This window comes from Aestuariispira insulae (assembly GCF_003385955.1).
In the GTDB taxonomy this organism is placed as follows: Bacteria; Pseudomonadota; Alphaproteobacteria; order UBA8366; family Aestuariispiraceae; genus Aestuariispira; species Aestuariispira insulae.
This window is the reverse complement of the sequence record NZ_QRDW01000009.1, coordinates 54,707-68,749: the sequence shown is the minus strand read 5'-3', so window position 1 is coordinate 68,749 and position 14,043 is coordinate 54,707. Positions and strand designations below refer to the sequence as shown.

The 14,043-nt window shown below is 56.7% G+C and carries 14 protein-coding genes; 6 read left to right on the top strand and 8 right to left on the bottom strand.

All coding sequences use genetic code 11. The features are described 5' to 3' along the window. Positions 1 to 4: 4 nt before the first annotated feature. The 4 genes from DFP90_RS17735 to irrA all read right to left on the bottom strand — a co-directional run bounded on the left by DFP90_RS17735 (position 5) and on the right by irrA (position 3,094). Positions 5 to 598: a DUF3501 family protein gene (locus DFP90_RS17735; RefSeq protein WP_115937861.1), complete on the bottom strand. Its 594-nt coding sequence runs from the start codon at positions 596 to 598 to the stop codon at positions 5 to 7. A 32-nt stretch (positions 599 to 630) separates the two neighbouring features. Continuing rightward, on the bottom strand, positions 631 to 1,980 hold the full coding sequence (locus tag DFP90_RS17730; RefSeq protein WP_115937860.1) for a (Fe-S)-binding protein: 1,350 nt from the start codon (positions 1,978 to 1,980) through the stop codon (positions 631 to 633). A gap of 120 nt (positions 1,981 to 2,100) precedes the next feature. After that, positions 2,101 to 2,520 carry a rubrerythrin family protein gene (locus DFP90_RS17725; RefSeq protein ID WP_115937859.1) on the bottom strand — a complete coding sequence of 140 codons (420 nt, stop codon included), beginning with the start codon at positions 2,518 to 2,520 and terminating at the stop codon, positions 2,101 to 2,103. Positions 2,521 to 2,677: 157 nt separating this feature from the next. Next, positions 2,678 to 3,094 (bottom strand): iron response transcriptional regulator IrrA, encoded by a 417-nt coding sequence (gene irrA, locus DFP90_RS17720; RefSeq protein ID WP_115937989.1) that lies wholly within the window; start codon positions 3,092 to 3,094, stop codon positions 2,678 to 2,680. A 360-nt stretch (positions 3,095 to 3,454) separates the two neighbouring features. Between irrA and DFP90_RS17715 the strand changes: the two genes are divergently transcribed. Beyond that, positions 3,455 to 5,281: a transglycosylase domain-containing protein gene (locus tag DFP90_RS17715; RefSeq protein ID WP_181905432.1), complete on the top strand. Its 1,827-nt coding sequence runs from the start codon at positions 3,455 to 3,457 to the stop codon at positions 5,279 to 5,281. A gap of 45 nt (positions 5,282 to 5,326) precedes the next feature. Here DFP90_RS17715 and DFP90_RS17710 read toward each other — a convergent pair whose 3' ends face one another. Genes DFP90_RS17710 through DFP90_RS17700 form a run of 3 tightly spaced genes read right to left on the bottom strand, consistent with a single transcriptional unit; the run spans position 5,327 to position 7,739 of the window. Then, positions 5,327 to 5,890 (bottom strand): ankyrin repeat domain-containing protein, encoded by a 564-nt coding sequence (locus DFP90_RS17710; RefSeq protein ID WP_115937857.1) that lies wholly within the window; start codon positions 5,888 to 5,890, stop codon positions 5,327 to 5,329. Continuing rightward, positions 5,891 to 6,643 carry a cobalt-precorrin-6A reductase gene (locus DFP90_RS17705; protein WP_115937987.1) on the bottom strand — a complete coding sequence of 251 codons (753 nt, stop codon included), beginning with the start codon at positions 6,641 to 6,643 and terminating at the stop codon, positions 5,891 to 5,893. It lies immediately after the preceding gene. After that, positions 6,636 to 7,739, bottom strand: a complete 1,104-nt coding sequence (locus DFP90_RS17700) for a cobalt-precorrin-5B (C(1))-methyltransferase (RefSeq protein WP_115937985.1) — start codon at positions 7,737 to 7,739, stop codon at positions 6,636 to 6,638. Before DFP90_RS17700 ends, DFP90_RS17705 begins: the two co-directional genes overlap by 8 nt. Positions 7,740 to 7,930: 191 nt before the next feature. Here DFP90_RS17700 and cobA point away from each other — a divergent pair, with 191 nt between their 5' ends. The 3 genes from cobA to DFP90_RS17685 are packed head-to-tail and all read left to right on the top strand — an operon-like array spanning position 7,931 to position 10,534. After that, positions 7,931 to 8,755 (top strand): uroporphyrinogen-III C-methyltransferase, encoded by an 825-nt coding sequence (cobA, locus tag DFP90_RS17695; RefSeq protein ID WP_115937856.1) that lies wholly within the window; start codon positions 7,931 to 7,933, stop codon positions 8,753 to 8,755. Then, the gene (locus DFP90_RS17690; protein ID WP_115937983.1) at positions 8,755 to 10,065 is read left to right on the top strand and encodes a cobyrinic acid a,c-diamide synthase CobB; all 1,311 of its coding nucleotides are present in this window, start codon (positions 8,755 to 8,757) and stop codon (positions 10,063 to 10,065) included. The genes cobA and DFP90_RS17690 overlap by 1 nt, the downstream gene beginning before the upstream one ends. After that, complete coding sequence (locus tag DFP90_RS17685; protein WP_115937855.1) at positions 10,058 to 10,534, top strand: YcgN family cysteine cluster protein; 477 nt, start codon at positions 10,058 to 10,060, stop codon at positions 10,532 to 10,534. Before DFP90_RS17690 ends, DFP90_RS17685 begins: the two co-directional genes overlap by 8 nt. A 30-nt stretch (positions 10,535 to 10,564) precedes the next feature. On the opposite strand, the gene DFP90_RS17680 is transcribed toward DFP90_RS17685, so the two are convergent. Then, entirely contained in the window at positions 10,565 to 11,617 is a 1,053-nt protein-coding gene (locus DFP90_RS17680; RefSeq protein ID WP_115937854.1) for a class I SAM-dependent RNA methyltransferase, read from the bottom strand. 223 nt (positions 11,618 to 11,840) lie between these two features. Between DFP90_RS17680 and DFP90_RS17675 the strand changes: the two genes are divergently transcribed. Both DFP90_RS17675 and DFP90_RS17670 read left to right on the top strand, forming a co-directional pair. Beyond that, a complete protein-coding gene (locus DFP90_RS17675) occupies positions 11,841 to 12,545 on the top strand; it encodes a M48 family metallopeptidase (protein ID WP_181905431.1) in 705 nt (234 codons plus the stop codon). A gap of 220 nt (positions 12,546 to 12,765) precedes the next feature. Further along, positions 12,766 to 14,043 carry a helix-turn-helix domain-containing protein gene (locus DFP90_RS17670; RefSeq protein ID WP_181905430.1) on the top strand — a complete coding sequence of 426 codons (1,278 nt, stop codon included), beginning with the start codon at positions 12,766 to 12,768 and terminating at the stop codon, positions 14,041 to 14,043.

The window sequence follows — 14,043 nt, the reverse complement described above, 5'->3', positions numbered from 1 at the left end:
GGCATTAATCTGAAAAATCACCGGCCAACGCGTTACGGGTGGCATCCTGCAGCACCACCATATGCGCATATTGCGGATGTTTGAATCCGATGATGACCTGTTGGTCGGCGGACCGAAATTTCTCCGCCTGGCTGTCATTGAATGTGAAATGGACAAATTGCACGGCAGAGGCTTTTCCAGCGGCATTGGTCCGATCGACATCCTCTTCCGGTGTGCCGATGATTTCCTCATCGCCAAACTTGATGAACATGGTTTCTTCAACACCGCCCAGCTTCGAGAGGAACGTGCCGCGCCGAACAGGGTCGTCAATTTCAAACATGACGGTCGCGACCAACTCCCGGCCATTGGGAATAAGCGGATTATAGGCGGCCAGTTCATCCGCCAACTGCTCTTCGCCGCCCTTTTCGATATAGAGCATCTCCTGGATTTGGTGCAGCATGGTGTCGAAGGATTCAAAATAGGCGGTTGCCACAGGACCGATTTCCACACGGCGATTCTTTTTAACCGCGACCAGCGCCTTGCGCCGTTCGGCACGGATTTTCATATATTCCTCATTGGAGAGGATATCGTCGGCGGAAATCTTGCGGGCAGCGGACATGAGACACTCCGTATTAAGAACCATTCTTAACTCTAATAGCTGAGACCATAGGCTTTGGCCATCAAAATTACCGGATGGGGCACTGTTTCCGGCAAAGGCTCGCCTTCTTTGGCCTGGGCCTGGATACCCTGGCCGATATGAAGACCGGCCAGCGGACATTCACTGGCGATGTATTTTGGTTTGCCGCCATCGGCCATTTGTCGGAAGACCGGGCGGCCGATTTTCATGCCGACCTCGAAATTCTCTTTTTGTATGCCCCAGGAGCCGCCATGGCCGGAACAGCGTTCAACCACTTTCAGCTCAACGTCCGGGATCAGTTTCATCAATTCGGCTGCTTTCTGGCCCATGTTTTGTGCGCGCGCATGACAGGCGAGATGGACTGAAACCCCGCCATCCAGCGGGGATAGCCCATCGGCCAATCCTTCCTTGCGGGCAATGTCGACAATATATTCGCTGACATCGAAGGTGGCCTGGGCCAGGGTTTTCAGCTTTTCATTTTCGGGGGCGATCAGGGGCCATTCAAATTTTAGCATCAGGGTACAACTGGGCACCAGGGCAATCACATCATAGCCCTTTTCCACATAGGGCAGCAGGACCGAGGCCACCTTGTCAGCCTTCTCCGAGACCCTGGCCAGATCGCCATGCTCCAATTGCGGCATGCCGCAGCATTCCGGATAGACGACTTCTGTTTCAACACCATTATGGGCCAGGATCGCCCGCGCGGCGGTACCAATATCGGGATTATTATAGTTGGCAAAGCAGGTGGCGTAGATTACCGCCTTGCGGCCGCTGGCCGGGGCCTCTTTGTTGACGGTCGGGGCCGTGTCCTTAGTGCGTTTGATAAAGGTCTTGCCGTGGAATTTCGGCAGTTCCGCCTCTTTATGGATACCGGCAACTGATTGCATGACAGGGCGGGTCAGGCCATTGCGCCGGTCGGAAGCCCAGTTGGTCACCGGTGCCATCAGACCGGCCATTTTGCCGTTTCTATCGGTTTCGGTCAGTTGTCGGGCGGCGGTGCCGACCTCGCCTTTTTTCAACTCGATGGCACGGTAGCGCAGCATCAGATGCGGGAAGTCCAGATTGAATTCATGAGGCGGCACATAGGGGCATTTGGTCATGAAACACAGATCGCACAGCGTGCAGGCATCCACGACCGGCTTAAAATCCTTGGAAGCGACCGTGTCCAATTCGCCGCTTTCGGAATCGTCAATCAGATCGAATAGGCGCGGAAAGGAATCACAGAGATTAAAACATCGGCGGCATCCGTGACAGACATCAAAAACACGGCGCAACTCGGCGTCTAATGCCTCTTCATCATAAAAGTCAGGGTTCTGCCAATCGATAGGATGCCGGATCGGGGCATCAAGACTTCCTTCCCGCATGACGATTTCTCCGCGGTTGCCGTTTCAAGTCAGAATAAGGGGCGCTGTTTCATGGGATCCAACAAAGCGGGATCCGGATCAAAAAAGAGCGGGATGATGGTTCATCCCGCTCTTTCCCGATCAATCATCCAGGCTGTCAAGCGCTTTGGTGAAGCGCCCGGCATGGCTTTTTTCAGCCTTTGCCAGGGTTTCAAACCAATCGGCGATCTCGTCAAAGCCTTCTTCGCGGGCAGTGCGCGCCATACCGGGATACATATCGGTATATTCATGCGTTTCACCGGCAATGGCCGCTTTCAGGTTATCGGACGTCCCGCCGATCGGTTCACCGGTGGCCGGGTCGCCGACTTCTTCGAGAAACTCCAGATGGCCATGGGCATGGCCGGTTTCACCTTCGGCGGTGGATCGGAATACGGCGGCAACGTCATTGTAACCTTCAACATCGGCCTTTTGCGCAAAATACAAATACCGGCGGTTTGCCTGGCTTTCACCGGCAAAGGCCGCTTTCAGATTGTCTTCTGTCTTGGAACCTTTAAGGGACATGGCTTCTCTCCTGATCGGGATGATGCGGTAGTTTCCGCCGGAATCCTTAATTTATCGCCGGTTCGTTGTCCGGCCCCCATACTATGAGCCGATCACGAATCAGAGTCAACAGCTTGGAAATGCTCTAAAAATACACCCAAGCCATTGAAAATGATTATTAATTGTCCTGAAGCCTAATGATAACATCAACCCGGCTGACAGATGTTCCGGAGGGCGGCGGCGGCAGATCGCCGACTGTCAACGTGTCCACGGGAAAGTCGATCAACTCACCGGTCGATTCCCGGTAGAAATGATGATGATCACTTAAGTTGGTATCAAAATAAGACCGTCCGGGTTCCACCACAACTTCGCGCAAGAGGCCGGCATCCTTGAATTGGTGCAGGGTGTTGTAAACAGTGGCCAGTGATACTTTCACTTTCTCGCGCTGGGCCTTGGAATAAAGTTGTTCCGCGGTGACATGATGGGGCGCGCATTCAAACAACAGCCGGGCAAGGGCCAGGCGCTGGCGCGTTGGCCGCAGACCGGCATTGGTCAGCCGGTTCAAGGCGTTGGAATAGGGACGGTCCTGTATCATCATCTTGACTGTTTCCTGCCCAATCAAATGGGGCTGCATTTCCAGAGTCTACCCCTGAATGCCCGGAATTGATAGAAACTTATCGTCAACTGACGAGAACGGGCAAGTGTATTCGGTCCCGGAAGGAAGGTGGGACGGGAATAAGAACCAGTCTTGCGATCCTTGGAATCGGGTCATTATATTGGGATATTGAGCGGAGCAATCGTCCGATCCCGCCTATCCCCTTTTTGAAAGTGTGTCCCCCGTTCCATGGCCCCTGCAAAGAAAAGCAAAAAGACCGGGTCAAAACCGGCTCGAAAACAACCCAAGAAAACCACCCGTGAAACCACGGCATCCAAGAAAACCAAATCGTCCAAGCCCATGGCAAAACAAAAGCGGGTTCGTAAAAATGCGGCCACCACCAACGGGCGCGCCGCCGGGCAGGGTCGCTGGGCCGCGCGCTGGCGCTGGTTCAAACGCCTGCTGGCCCTGAGCATTTGGCTCATGATCGCGGGCGCGGGTCTGCTGCTTTGGTATGCTTGGGATTTACCGAATCCGGATGAAATCATCGCGCGCACCACCCGAAAGCCCATTATTACCGTTCTGGCGGCAAACGGGGTGGAATTGGCCCGTCACGGTGACGATTATGGCGAAGCAGTCAATGTCGCGGACCTGCCGCCCTATTTGCCGCGGGCCTTTTTGGCGACCGAAGACCGGCGCTTTTATGATCATCAAGGGGTGGATCCGATCGGACTGGCCAGGGCGCTGGTGACCAATCTCATGGCGGGCGGGGTGCGCCAGGGCGGCAGCACAATATCCCAGCAGCTTGCCAAAAATCTTTTCCTGAGCCCGGAACGGACCGTGCGACGCAAGGTGCAGGAAGTGCTGCTGGCTTTCTGGCTGGAACATAAATTGACCAAGGATCAGATCCTTTCGGTCTATCTGAACCGGATTTATCTGGGGAGCGGTACTTATGGAGTGGACGCGGCGGCCCGGAAGTATTTCGGCCGTTCGGCGAAGCAGGTGACATTGTATCAGGCGGCGGTTCTTGCGGGCTTGCCGAAAGCCCCTAGCCGTTACAGCCCGCTGGCATCGAGCGAACGATCGGCAGCGCGGGCCAATCAGGTGTTGGATAATCTTGTGGCTGCTGGTTGGCTGGATGCTAAAACCGCCCAGACGGCCAAAAGAAAACAGGTGGCCGTTGCGGCACGTCCGGCCGGGCGCAATGTCCGCTATTTTACCGATTGGGCCGTTGCAAGAGCAACGGCGCTGGTCGGCCGCCCGGATCGTGACATGATCATCCACACCACCTTGATGCCTGCGCATCAGCGTGCGGCGGAGCGTGCGGTGGCCAGTTTGAAAAATAAAGCGGCCTCTGCCGATGCAGGCCAACTGGCCTATGTCGCCATGCGCCCCGACGGGGCCGTAACCGCCATGCTGGGGGGCAAGAACTGGTCTGCCAGCACGTATAATCGGGCTGTCCATGCCCAGCGCCAGCCCGGTTCCGCCTTCAAACCCTTTGTCTTTCTGGCAGGGCTGGAGAATGGGTTTACCCCCGACAGCATCATCGATGACCGTGCGATCACGGTGGAGGGTTGGAGCCCACGTAATGCCAGTGGCACCCACCGGGGCGAGATGACGTTGCGGGAAGGGGCTGCGCGATCCTCCAATTCCGTGGCAGTGGCCCTCATGGAACAGGTGGGCCGGGGCAAGGTGATACAGGCGGCCAGGCGACTGGGCATTTCCACGCCGATGGAGGCGGATCCGGCATTGGCCCTCGGGGTGCATGAGGTAACTCTGCTGGAACTAACCGCGGCCTACAGTGTATTTGCCAATGGCGGCCGTTCCGTTTGGCCTTATGCGATTGAGCGGGTGACCGACGCGGCGGGCGCGGTTCTGTTCCAGTCGGAACGGACAACAGGTGCGTTGGTTGTCGAACCTGTCAGGGTTGCGCAGATGGGGGATCTCCTGCGGGCGGTTGTTGCCTGGGGAACCGGTAAAAGGGCCGGGATCGATGGGCGCGTTGTGCGCGGAAAAACCGGTACGACCCAAAATTACAGAGACGCCTGGTTCATAGGTTATGCGGATGATCTAGTGGCCGGTGTCTGGTTCGGCAATGATGATTCATCGCCGATGAAAAATGTGGGCGGCGGCAATCTGCCGGCCCAGCTATGGAGCCGGTCCGTATCCGGCGCACTTGAACCCTGATATAGTAGGCTGCGCCGGGTATAGACGTCCCTGCGAATGGGCGTTTTAGTCCGTGATGCCGGCGCGGCGGGCAACATTCACCATATTGCCGTTCCGGGACTGGCGGGCGTGATCCATGATTGTATTGCCGGAATAATCCCGCAGGCTCGGATCTGCACCCGCATCCATCAGCATCATGAAAATATCGGGATCCCCGACCCGTGCCGCCATCATTACGGGGGTTACCCCGCGTTTGTTGGAATGATTGACGTTGGCATTGGCATCCAGCAGGAACTGCACGGATTCATACCGGGCCTGCTCGACGGAATAATAAAGGGCAGTATTGCCGAGATCATCGCTCCAATCCGCATCCGCATCAAACTCCATCAGCAATTCCATGATGGAAAGATCTTGATTGGAAGCAGCCTCAAAAAGCGCGGTTTTTCCGTTGCTGTCAGTGCTGTTTGCATTGCCGCCGCGCAAGAGCAGCAAGCGCACACCATCGTAATCTCCGCTTACCGTTTTTTCGACGATTTCGTTTTTCTCCAAAAGGGAAATTTGGCCCAGAGCCTGCCCGGCGGCCAAGCTTGCGGTGGTGAAGATCAAAGCGGTAAACAAGCGACGAAACATTTAGAAGTCCAATTTAGTTTTAAGCCAATCCAACGCCTCTGTTGCTGTCGTGGCGCAGGGGCCAGGCAAAGCAACTGGGCGGTCAATCATCAATACGGGGAGGCCCCGCTCTCTGGCAGCGTCCAGTTTGGCATCAATCATTGAGCCACCACTGTTTTTTGTCACCAGAAGATCTATTCTGTGGCGCGAAAATAGCGCCATTTCGTGTGTATGGTCAAATGGTCCCCGTTCCAGAATGAGCTGGCATTTCGGTGGCCGTTCGGCAAAGGGCGGTTCTTCGATCATACGGGCGAAAATTTCAACCCCTTGAACGTCCCGGAAAAAATGAAAATCGTTGGATCCCACTGTGATCAGGGGCCGCTTGCAAAGGGATGGCAACAGGCGGGCGGCCTCTTCCAGGCTGGCTGCGTGAAGCCAATGATCGCCGGGTTGTGGCTGCCATGCTGGACGTTCCAGCCGCAGCCGCGCCACTTGCCATTCGGCGCAGGCCAGCATGGCGTTGCGGCTGATCTTTTCGGCGAAGGGATGGGTGGCGTCAACCACCAGATTGATATCCTCGACGGCTAAAAACCGGGACAGGCCTGCAACGCCGCCAAATCCACCTGCATGAATTTCGCCGGGGATATCAGCCGGTTTTCTCGTTCGGCCGGCCAGTGAAGTGATCACCCGCACGGGCAGCTCCGATAGCTTTGCCGCCAGGTCCCTGGCCTCACCGGTGCCGCCAAGAATCAGGATCGCAGGATGTTTAATCATCGGCGGATTCACCATCGGGGGCTCCGACATGGGCAAGAATTGTCCCTTTTCGGTCTATCACCAGGATATCAACCCGGGTCTGGCCGGCAAGCGTTGCCAGTGCGGTTTCCCGTGCCTGGCGCCCTATTATTTCGGCAAGCGGCAGATCTGGGCAGCCGTCCAGAACCTGTTTGGCGGTGTTGGCCTCGCGCGCCATGGCAACCTGGTCATCACTGCCACCCAGCTTTTCCACCAGGGCCGCCAGCTTTTCGAAATCCACCTGGCTGCGGGAACTGTGAAGATCGAGATGGCCCTGGGCCATTTTGAGCAATTTGGCAAAGCCACCTGAAATGGTCAGGCGGGGCAGGGGGTGCTTGCGCAGGTATTTGAGCAGCCCGCCGGCGAAATCCCCCATATCGAGCAAGGCTTCGTCAGGAAGGTTGAATGTCTTTTGGACGGTCTCTTCCGACACTTTGCCGGTGGAACCCGCTACATGGGTCAGCCCCGTGGCCCTGGCAACATCAATGCCCCGGTGAATGGAATGGATCCAGGCGCTGCAGGAAAACGGAATGACCACGCCGGTGGTGCCCAGGACCGAAAGGCCGCCGACAATTCCGAGCCTGGGATTCCAGGTCTTCTGGGCGATTTCTTCTCCCTTGTCGATGGCGATGGTCACTTCCGCGTTCAAATCCATGCCGTGGCGTGCGGCCACCACATCCATATTGTCGCGGATCATCTTGCGCGGGCCTGGATTGATCGCCGGTTCGCCCGGCTCGATCGGCAGGCCAGGCTTGGTGACCATACCGACCCCGGGGCCAGCCTTGAAAACCAACCCTTCCCCTTCGTCCAGAAGGCGCACGGCGGCACGGATGGTGGCCCCATGGGTCACGTCCGGATCATCGCCCGCATCCTTGATGACCGCAGCATGGCCCACCACCCCGTCGATACGGGACGATAGCAGGTCAAAAGCCGGTGTCTGGCCCTTGGGCAGGGTAATGGAAACCGGGTCCGGGAAAGCCCCGGACAGCAAGGCCTCATAGGCCGCAGTTGCCGCTGCACAGGCGCATGCACCAGTGGTCCAGCCTTTTTTCAGTTCACCTTCGGGTTTTCTTGCCATAGATTCAGCAGTATTAACATCGCGCATTAGACTGTGAAGCCCCAAGGGCCGCGATGAAATCAGACAGTTTGCCGCATCTCGTTGCCGCAATCCTGTCTTTCTCCGTCGCTTCCCGCGAGGCACATTAGGTTGAAGCGACGGCATAAAGGCCCAAGCGCTTCTGTATGGTATTTGTCGATAGGATACGCCTCATGACTTGGCAAACAAATATTGTTCCCCCGAAAGGCCTGCCGGTTTTTGAACCGGGCTGGGTTTGGTTGGTGGGTGCAGGTCCCGGAGACCCGGGGCTGATCACGCTTCATGGGGTCAATGCCCTCGCCCAGGCGGATGTCATTGTCTATGACGCCCTGGTCGATACACGTATCCTGGATATGGCTAAACCCCATGCCGAGCGTATCTTTGCAGGCAAACGCGGCGGTAAACCATCCCCGACCCAAACGTCGATTTCCGAACGGCTGGTGGAATTGGCCAAGGCCGGCCACCGGGTGTTGCGTTTGAAAGGTGGCGATCCCTTTGTCTTTGGGCGCGGCGGCGAAGAGGCGTTGGCGCTGGTCGGGGCGGGTGTACCCTTCCGCGTCGTGCCGGGTGTGACGGCTGCCATTGCCGGAACCGCCTATGCCGGAATGCCGGCGACCCACCGGGATGCCAATTCGGCGGTGACGTTCATTACCGGCCATTCCATGACCGGTGAGGTGCCGGACAACTTGAATTGGGATGCGGTGACCAATGGCGCGCCTGTATTGATCTTCTATATGGCGATCAAACATTTCGGCCGCATCGCGGAAAAACTGCAAGAATGCGGGCGGCCCGCCGATGAGCCCGTTGCCTTTGTCGCCAGCGCCACCACGGCGGATCAGAAGGTCCATGTCTGCACCTTGGATACGGCTGCAGAGGTGGCAAAAAAAGTGTCTCCTCCGGCGATTGTTGTGGTTGGGCCTGTGGTTAAGTTGCGTGAGCAGCTCGATTGGCTCGGCAAGGCGGCGGAATGGCAGGCAAAAGCCGCGGACCCTGTCTGATGAAAGGGCTGGTCATCGCCGCGCCGTCATCGGGAAGCGGTAAGACGCTGGTGACTCTGGCGCTGTTACGCGCCCTGAAGAATAGGGGCTGCCGCGTCGCCTCGGCCAAGACCGGCCCGGATTATATCGATCCGGCTTTCCATTCGGCGGCCAGTGGCCGGCCCTGCCGCAACCTGGATCCCTGGGCCATGCGGGTTCAAACCATTAGCCATGCGGTTCATGCCTTGGCAGAAGGCGCGGATCTGATTGTCGCCGAAGGGGTGATGGGGCTGTTTGATGGTGCGCGTGACGGCACCGGTTCGACCGCCGATCTGGCGGTGATGCTGGGTTGGCCGGTTGTCCTGGTGGTGGATGTGAAGGGGCAGGCGGCTTCAGCGGCCGCTATGGTTCAAGGGTTTGCCCGTTTCAGAACCGATCTTCGCCTCTCTGGCGTGATTTTCAACCGGGTTGGCGGCAAAGGGCATGTGGATATCCTGTCGCAGGCCATGGCTGAACATCTCCCGGAAATCCCGGTCTTGGGCTTTTTGCCGAAACAGGCGGATTTGGTCATGCCGGAACGGCATCTGGGGCTGGTTCAGGCGGTGGAAAATGCGGATTTGGACCATTTCCTGGAACAGGCTGCCGAATGGGCGGGTGCAGCTGTTGATCTGGACCGGTTGGTGGCGATTGCAACGGCGGCTGACCTGGTGCCCGGAAACGAAGGACCCCTGCCGCCATTGGGACAGCGGATTGCGGTTGCCAAGGATGAGGCCTTTGCCTTTACCTATCAGGAGGTGTTGGATGGCTGGCGGCAGGCGGGTGCGGAGATCTCCTTCTTTTCCCCCCTGGCTGATGAAGCCCCTGATGGCCATGCCGATGCCATCTATCTGCCGGGTGGCTATCCGGAGCTTCATGCCGGGTGTTTGGCCGGCAATCAGAATTTCATGAACGGATTACAGTCGGCGGCTGCACGGCGTGCCTTTGTGTTTGGCGAATGCGGTGGTTATATGACCTTGGGGCAAGGGTTGGTCGACGCGGAAGGACAGCGCCACGAGATGGCGGGTCTACTGCCCCTAGAAACCTCGTTCCAGAAACGCCGGCTGCATCTTGGCTACCGCAAGGCGGTGAGTCTGTCGGACAGCCCGCTGGGCCGGACCGGTCAATATTGGCGCGGGCATGAGTTCCATTATGCCAGCATCGTGGAAGAGGGCGCGGCCGACCGGCTATTCAGGATGCGTGATGCGTTGGACCAGTCCGGGACGGAGGCTGGATTGAAGGTGAATTCTGTTGCCGGGTCCTTCCTGCATCTGATAGACCGCGCCGATGACTGAGACGGATAAAGAAAAACAGCCCTTCTGGCGGACCAAGCGTCTTTATGAGATGAGTGAGGCCGAATGGGAATCCCTGTGCGACGGCTGCGGGCAATGCTGTCTGCATAAGCTTGAAGATGTCGACAGCGGTGAAATCGCGGTCACCAACGTTGCCTGCAAACTGCTGGATATGAAAAGCTGCCGTTGTTCCTCCTATGCCAACCGCTGGGATTTTGTGCCGGACTGTGTCCAGCTGACACCGGAAAAGGCATCGGATCTGGGCTGGTTGCCGGAAACCTGCGCCTATCGGCTGCTGGCGGAAGGCAAAGATCTCCATGACTGGCACCCGTTGCTGAGCGGGGATGCGGACAGCGTCCATAAAGCAGGTATCTCTGTTCGGGACAATGCGGTCTCCGAAGTGGAGATTGATGATCTGGAAGATCATGTGACCGGTTGGATCCTGGACGGCAACAATCCTTTTGACCGCTGACAGTGGGCGCAGCGCTTCTTTTCCGTTCGTTCAGATTTTGCTCAGGCTGAGGAAACTCATGGGATTGAACGGGTTGGAGCCAAAGGAATCCCAGGCAAGACTGGTCATGGATGCAACCTTTGCATTCAGCGCTTTTTGCACCAACGGCACCAGGTTCATATTATAGCGCCCGGCCAATGCCCAGCTAGCGGCATTATCGATAAAGCAATCATCCTGCAGCCGATAGGTGAAACCGGCCTTGTGGAATTGGCTTTGCGGCACCTGCCCGGAAAGTTCGCGGCAAAACCCGTCTGCGACGAAGGTGGCGATATTGCCAAATCGCTGCCAGCCGACAGGTTCAAAAAAGGCCAGATCCACCTGAGGTGCAACCGCCAGAATATCCGTGATCAGGCTTTGCCGGAGAAAGGGGATCTGTTCGATCGCCGCACAAGTAAAAACCAGGATATGGTCAAACCCCGTCAGGCACTCCAGATCCGGTTCATTAAAATCAAACGGAACCGCCCGGTGGGCGACATCTTCCTGGGCAGCAAGCAATCCGCGGAATACCGCCAAGCCGGATGGTGACTGTTCACAGCTGATATAGGTGATGTCACGGCGTCCGGTTTGCGCGAGCAGGCGCCCGAGATTGCGGCCGCATCCGGCGCCCAATTCGATCACTGCCTGGGTTTCGGGCCGCAGCAAGGGGCGTAAATGCCGCATCAGGCTCGCGCGGTGCATCTCCTCATCACCCAATTGATAGCGCCCGTCGAGCGCATAGATTTTTTTATTATCAGGAACATCCGCGAAGTTGCCCAGGTCGACTGGGATCTGGCGGCTAATCCAGTCGGGCAGGCCGCCTGTGGTTGCGCTGCCTTTGCCATCGAGAATGGTTACGGCGGCGTCGAGATCCATACCGCTGATTGTGCCTGTTGCATCGATCAGACCGGTATAGCTGGCCCAGGCATCCTGGTAACAGGCCTTGTGATGGGCGACCATCTGGTTCCATCCAGCCACGATCGTGGGAGCCAGCTGCTGATAAAGCGCATGGTCAAGGTCGGGAAAATCCGTAAGGGCAAGGGTCAGGTCTTCGGGCGAAAAAGTCATTCATTGTCCGATGGATAGACAGGGATTGCTCCCAGTCTAGGTGGCATGGAGCATTTTGAACAGGATAGAAGAGAGGGGGGCGGCAATAACGGATGGAAGGATTGCTTTTTCATCATATCGAATTTTCCGTCCTGCGCGCTTGTGGCTGTAACAGAATCAGCCCAAATATAGCGCCATGGATCTGCTTCGGATATTTGATCGAAAAACGGAGACCCGCAAGGGAATGAACCGGTCCCGGATTGCCGGGATCCGGCTGGGCGATGTCGTGATCGATATTCTTGTCCGGCAGTCGGAGCGGGCGCGGAACCTATCCTTGAAATATGACTCTAAAAAGGACATGGCGGTGCTGGTCCTGCCGCGCGGCATTTCCGAAAAAAGGGGGTTTGCCTTTGTTGAACAACATCAGGACTGGCTGCTCGACCAGATCCGTTCACTGCCCGAACGACTGTCATTTCAGGTTGGCATTTCCATCCCCTACCAAGGGGTTGATCATGTGATCCGCCACGATCCTGATCGCCGCTATGGTGTCCGCGTGACCGAAGGCCCCGGCCTGGCGGTGGCCGGACCGGAAGAGCATTTATCCAGAAGGCTGCGGGATCATCTAAAAAAGGAGGCAAAGGCCCGGATTGTTCCGCTGGCCAAGGATTACGCGGATCAGATCGGCAAGACGGTTGGGCGTATTTCCATCCGCGACCAGAAAACCCGCTGGGGCAGCTGTTCCGCCAAAGGCGACCTGTCTTTCAATTGGCGATTGATCATGGCCCCGCCGGAGGTGCTTGATTATGTGGTTGCTCATGAAGTGGCCCATCTGGCCCAACATAATCACAGTCCGGCTTTCTGGGCGGTTGTGGAACAGATCCAGCCGGAGATGAAGCGCTGGCGCACTTGGTTGAAGCGGCATGGCAACCATCTGCACCGTATCGGATAGAACAATTGCCGGAAGGATTGAATGCATCAGTCCAAATAAGAACATCCGCGACGCAATCCTGCACCGCGGATGTTCCTAACATGCCTTCCCCCCACACTGGTCAAGCATGTTTCCTACCCCGAATCGAGTAGTGGAATAATAGTGGGCGGGAATCGTTGAAACTACTACTAGTTCCCTATATTTGTTAAAAAAAGCTAAACGAATTATCGGGAAATTGCATTTGGATCAGCTGCCACCAATTCTGCCGCCTGAAATACCGGGCCTGCGCAGTCTCCAGACTTTCATCGTAGTGGCGGAATGCCGGAATTACTCTTTGGCTGCGGATTTGCTCGGCTTGTCAAAAGGGTCGGTGTCGCTGCATATCAAATCCCTGGAAGATCAGTTGGGAACCAGACTGTTTCATCGGGCACGCAAAGGGCGACCGATGGAAAGAACCGAAGCCGGTGAACAATATCTGATCAAAATCCGGAAGATGTTCAGCGACCTTGTGCCAAGCTATATCTCGGACCAGGAACCGATTATTGAGCGACTGCCGCTGGAGCAGGCGCATCCAAGGATTGCAGATTTCCATCGGCGTTTGGCGGCGGATGACTATTGTTTCCATCCGGGTACCAGAAGTCATGCGCTTCTCGCGCTGGCGAACAACTATCGATTGCACCAGGGACGCTGGGTCTTTGATTTCTTTGGCCGACGTTCAAGCTATGCCAATCATTTTGGGCTAAAACTGTCGAAGGAAGTGATTGGCCGATATGCTGACCGTGCCCAGCCGACAAACAGCTATAATGTCTATGATTATGACATCATGAAAAGTTTTCATCTGGCTTATGAAACCGGAGAGCCGGTACTGGATCTGGTGGAATGCTATATTGCCAATAAGAATGGTGAATACCGTGTCGAGCATTATCAACGCCTGGTCTTGCGTGCGCAGGATCCGAAAGGCCCCTTGATCACGGTCATGGTGGATGGGATTAAATTTCCGGCCCAGCGGCCACCCAGCCATACAAGGATTATTCACCATAATATGGCTGAGATGGAGGAGGTGGATCGGAGCGGATTATTCGCCCGGGCCCTGGCTGCATGGCGGAAAAGCCCTATCCTCTCCCGGGAGGGGCTCGATGCCTTCATGGATTATGGCATGGTCCTGCGTCCCCTGATGCCGACGGAGAGTTTGGTCATGGCCCATATCGGTGCCCGCCATGCCAGTGTTTCTATCTTTGGAGACCCATGGCGCAGGGCCAAAATCGGTGCGGTCTTTGTGCCGGGAGGGATTGGTTCGGACTATAACCGGGTCACCTTCGGTCCGTTCAAAGAGGTATTGGAATTCGGCGAGCCAAAGCTGTATCAGGTTGAAACGAGGCGCAGGGATTTGGAAGGGCGGGATCAAATCTTTCAATATGCGGCCCTGCTGCTCCGGGTCTATTTCGAGGATGGGGCACCCGCACTCTTGCAGGTGGCTTTGGATTATGCTGGCCCGGAACAGCGGATGGGAGCCGCCTGA

What these genes read in the sequence shown, in the direction of transcription:
- DFP90_RS17715 (WP_181905432.1), top strand. Translation starts at nt 3,455, where the DNA reads ATGGCAAAACAAAAGCGGGTTCGTAAAAATGCGGCCACCACCAACGGG.
- DFP90_RS17710 (WP_115937857.1), bottom strand. Translation starts at nt 5,890, where the DNA reads ATGTTTCGTCGCTTGTTTACCGCTTTGATCTTCACCACCGCAAGCTTG.
- DFP90_RS17725 (WP_115937859.1), bottom strand. Translation starts at nt 2,520, where the DNA reads ATGTCCCTTAAAGGTTCCAAGACAGAAGACAATCTGAAAGCGGCCTTT.
- DFP90_RS17675 (WP_181905431.1), top strand. Translation starts at nt 11,841, where the DNA reads ATGAACCGGTCCCGGATTGCCGGGATCCGGCTGGGCGATGTCGTGATC.
- DFP90_RS17730 (WP_115937860.1), bottom strand. Translation starts at nt 1,980, where the DNA reads ATGCGGGAAGGAAGTCTTGATGCCCCGATCCGGCATCCTATCGATTGG.
- DFP90_RS17680 (WP_115937854.1), bottom strand. Translation starts at nt 11,617, where the DNA reads ATGACTTTTTCGCCCGAAGACCTGACCCTTGCCCTTACGGATTTTCCC.
- DFP90_RS17735 (WP_115937861.1), bottom strand. Translation starts at nt 598, where the DNA reads ATGTCCGCTGCCCGCAAGATTTCCGCCGACGATATCCTCTCCAATGAG.
- cobA (WP_115937856.1), top strand. Translation starts at nt 7,931, where the DNA reads ATGACTTGGCAAACAAATATTGTTCCCCCGAAAGGCCTGCCGGTTTTT.
- DFP90_RS17700 (WP_115937985.1), bottom strand. Translation starts at nt 7,739, where the DNA reads ATGGCAAGAAAACCCGAAGGTGAACTGAAAAAAGGCTGGACCACTGGT.
- DFP90_RS17705 (WP_115937987.1), bottom strand. Translation starts at nt 6,643, where the DNA reads ATGATTAAACATCCTGCGATCCTGATTCTTGGCGGCACCGGTGAGGCC.
- irrA (WP_115937989.1), bottom strand. Translation starts at nt 3,094, where the DNA reads ATGATACAGGACCGTCCCTATTCCAACGCCTTGAACCGGCTGACCAAT.
- DFP90_RS17685 (WP_115937855.1), top strand. Translation starts at nt 10,058, where the DNA reads ATGACTGAGACGGATAAAGAAAAACAGCCCTTCTGGCGGACCAAGCGT.
- DFP90_RS17690 (WP_115937983.1), top strand. Translation starts at nt 8,755, where the DNA reads ATGAAAGGGCTGGTCATCGCCGCGCCGTCATCGGGAAGCGGTAAGACG.